Annotated in this window: 2 protein-coding genes; one reads left to right on the top strand and one right to left on the bottom strand. The window is 76.0% G+C overall.

All coding sequences use genetic code 11. From position 1 onward, the window contains the following. Positions 1-1,081 (bottom strand): PP2C family protein-serine/threonine phosphatase (locus tag DMH08_RS39130; RefSeq protein ID WP_233618073.1); only part of this gene is annotated, 1,081 nt, incomplete at its 3' end. 321 nt (positions 1,082-1,402) lie between these two features. Between DMH08_RS39130 and DMH08_RS39125 the strand changes: the two genes are divergently transcribed. After that, positions 1,403-3,005: ABC transporter transmembrane domain-containing protein (locus tag DMH08_RS39125; protein ID WP_233618072.1), on the top strand; the 1,603-nt coding region annotated here is incomplete at its 3' end.

Genomic DNA, 3,005 nt, shown 5'->3' with positions numbered 1-3,005 from the left:
GCTCGTCGATGAGCGCGCGGCCGGTCGCGCCCGTCCCGCGCGCCGCGTGCGCGAGCTTCACCAGGCCGTCGGTGCCGAGCCGGTCCGGGCCCGCGCCGATCCGGCCCTCGATCAGCCCGTCGGTGTAGAGCATCAGGCTCCACGACTCGCCGAGGTCGATCTCCGTCGTCGGCCACTCGGCGCCCGGGATCAGCCCGAGCGCCGGGCCGTGCGCGTAGTCCGGCAGCGCCGACACGTCGTACGAGCCGGCCGGGCCCTCGCGGAACAGCAGCGGCGCCGGATGCCCGGCCAGGTGCATCCGCGCGGTCCGCCGGGACGGCGCGATCGTGATCATGCAGAGGGTCGTGAAGATCTCCTCGTTGCGCCGCTCGTGCCCGAGGACGCTGTCGAGGATGCCGAGCAGCTGCTCCCCGGTGTGCCCCGCCAGCACGAGCGTCCGCCACGCCATCCGGAGCTGCACGCCGAGCGCCGCCTCGTCCGGCCCGTGCCCGCAGACGTCCCCGATCATCAGGTGGACGGCGCCGCCCTCGGTCTGCACGGTGTCGTAGAAGTCGCCGCCGAGCAGCGCCCGCCGCCGGCCCGGCCGGTAGCGGGTGTGGTGCCGCAGCGACGGGTCGTCGATCAGCGGGACGGGCAGCAGCCCGCGCTCCAGCCGCGCGTTCTCGCGCCGCAGGATCCGCGCCTCCACGAGCCGCCGCTCGGTCTCCTCGGCCCGCTTGCGCTCTATCGAGTACCGGACGGCGCGGGCCAGCAGCGGCCCGTCCACCTCCTGCTTGACCAGGTAGTCCTCGGCGCCCGCGGCGACGGCCCGCACCCCGAGGTGCGCGTCGTCCAGGCCGGTCAGCACCACGACGGCGGCGGTGCCGGACATCTCCAGGACCTCCCGCAGGCCCGCCATCCGGTCGTCGATGCCGGGCGCCGACAGGTCCACGATGATGCACTGCGTCCGCCGGGTGAGGGCGCGGCGGGCGGTCGCCAGGTCGGCGGCGACGGTGATGTCGGCGTCCAGGCCGCTGTCGGCGAGCAGCTTCTCGACCATGAGGACGCCGGAGGGGGTGTCGTCGATGAGGAGGAGGTCCACCCGATCCTCGGCTCCCGAGGCGGGGGGACGCGTCTGATGGCTGATGGCGCTCACAAAGCTTCCAAGAGTTAGGGCCGGCGACGGGCACTGGCAACGTCAGGACGGCTCCGCATGCCGCGCGCTCACCGCGCGGACGGACGGCCGCACCGGGGTGGTGGCCTTTGCCTAACCGCCAGGGTCCCGGCTCATGGAGCGCTGGGGAAGCCCGCTCCGTACGGTGAGAGCTTAGCGTCTCCTTACCACGGGACGCACCGGGCGCGTCGTGGCGCGCGGCCGGAAAATCGCTCGATTCCCCGCCCGCGGCCTGCATAGCCTGCGGTGGTGAAGCCATTGCCGGAGAAAGATCCAGGCAATCCCGATCACCGCTCTCCCGCCCGGTACCTCCTGTGGCTGCTGCGCGTGCAGTGGCGCACCGCGGCCGCCGGCGCGGCCCTCGGCGTCCTGTGGATGCTCGGGTACGTGTTGATCCCCGGGGTGCTGGGCCGGGCCGTGGACGCCATGACCGCGCGGGACGCCGGGGCGCTGGCCGCGTGGTCGGGCGTCCTGGTCCTCGTCGGGGTGTGCCAGGCGGCCGCGGGCGGCGCCCGCCACCGGTTCGCCGTCGCGAACTGGCTCGCCGCCGCCTACCGGACGATCCAGCTCGTCACCCGGCACGCGACGCGGCTCGGCGCGACGCTGCAGAAGCGGATGAGCGCCGGGGAGGTCGTCAGCATCGGCATGTCGGACGTGACCGGCATCGGGGACGCCCTCGACATCGTCTCGCGGGGCAGCGGCGCGGTCGTCGCGGTCGTCGCCGTCGCCGCGATCCTGCTGGCGATCTCGCCGCCGCTCGGCCTGATCGTCCTGGTCGGCGTCCCGCTGATCCTGGCCCTCGCGGCGCCGCTGCTGCGGCCGTACCGGGAGCGCGAGGAGGAGCACCGGGAGCGGGTCGGGGAGCTCAACACCCGCGCGACCGACCTCGTCGCGGGGCTGCGCGTGCTGCGCGGCGTCGGCGGGGAGGAGCTGTTCGCCGGCCGCTACGCCGCCGAGTCCGAGCGGGTCCGCGCGGCCGGGGTGGCCGCCGCCCGCGCCGAGTCCCGGCTGAGCGGCGCCGAGGTGCTGCTGCCGGGCCTGCTGATCGCGCTGGTGACGTGGGTCGGCGCCCGGTTCGCCGTGCAGGGGACGATCTCCGCGGGGCAGCTCGTGGCGTTCTACGGCTACGCCGTCGCCCTCATCACCCCGCTGCGGACGCTCGGCGAGGCCGCGGGGAAGATCACCCGGGGTCTGGTCGCGGCCGAACGGGTGGTGCGCCTCCTCGACATCGCCCCCGAGCGCGCGGCCGGGGGCGGCCCGGCCGCGCCGGCCGCGGCGACCGGCGCGCTCACGGACGTCGACTCGGGCCTGGTCGTGCGGCCCGGGCGGCTCACCGCGATCGCGGCGGCCCGCCCGGAGGACGCCCGCGCGATCGCGGACCGGCTCGGCGGCTACGCCCCCGGCCGCGTCGACGCCGGCGGCGTGCCGCTGCACCGCCTCGGCGACCTGCGCGACCGCATCGTCGTCGCGGTCAATGAGGACCGGCTGTTCGCCGGGACGCTGACCGAGGCGCTCACCCCCGCGCGCGGCCCCGTCGACCTGGAACCCGCGCTGCGGGCCGCGAGCGCGGCGGACATCGTCGCGTCGTCCGGCCCGGACGCGCGCGTCGCCGAGGCGGGCCGCGAGTTCTCCGGCGGGCAGCAGCAGCGCCTCCGCCTTGCGCGCGCGCTGGCCGCCGACCCGGAGGTGCTCATCCTGGTAGAGCCCACCAGTGCGGTGGACGCGCACACCGAGGCACGCATCGCCGACCGCCTCGGCCAAGCGCGCGCGGGCCGCACCACCGTGGTGTGCACCACGAGCCCGCTGATGCTCGACCGCGCCGCGCACGTCGCGTTCGTCCTGGACGGGCGCG

Source organism: Actinomadura sp. WAC 06369 (assembly GCF_003947565.1).
Lineage (GTDB): Bacteria > Actinomycetota > Actinomycetes > Streptosporangiales > Streptosporangiaceae > Spirillospora > Spirillospora rifamycini.
This window is presented reverse-complemented; position numbering and strand designations above follow the sequence as displayed.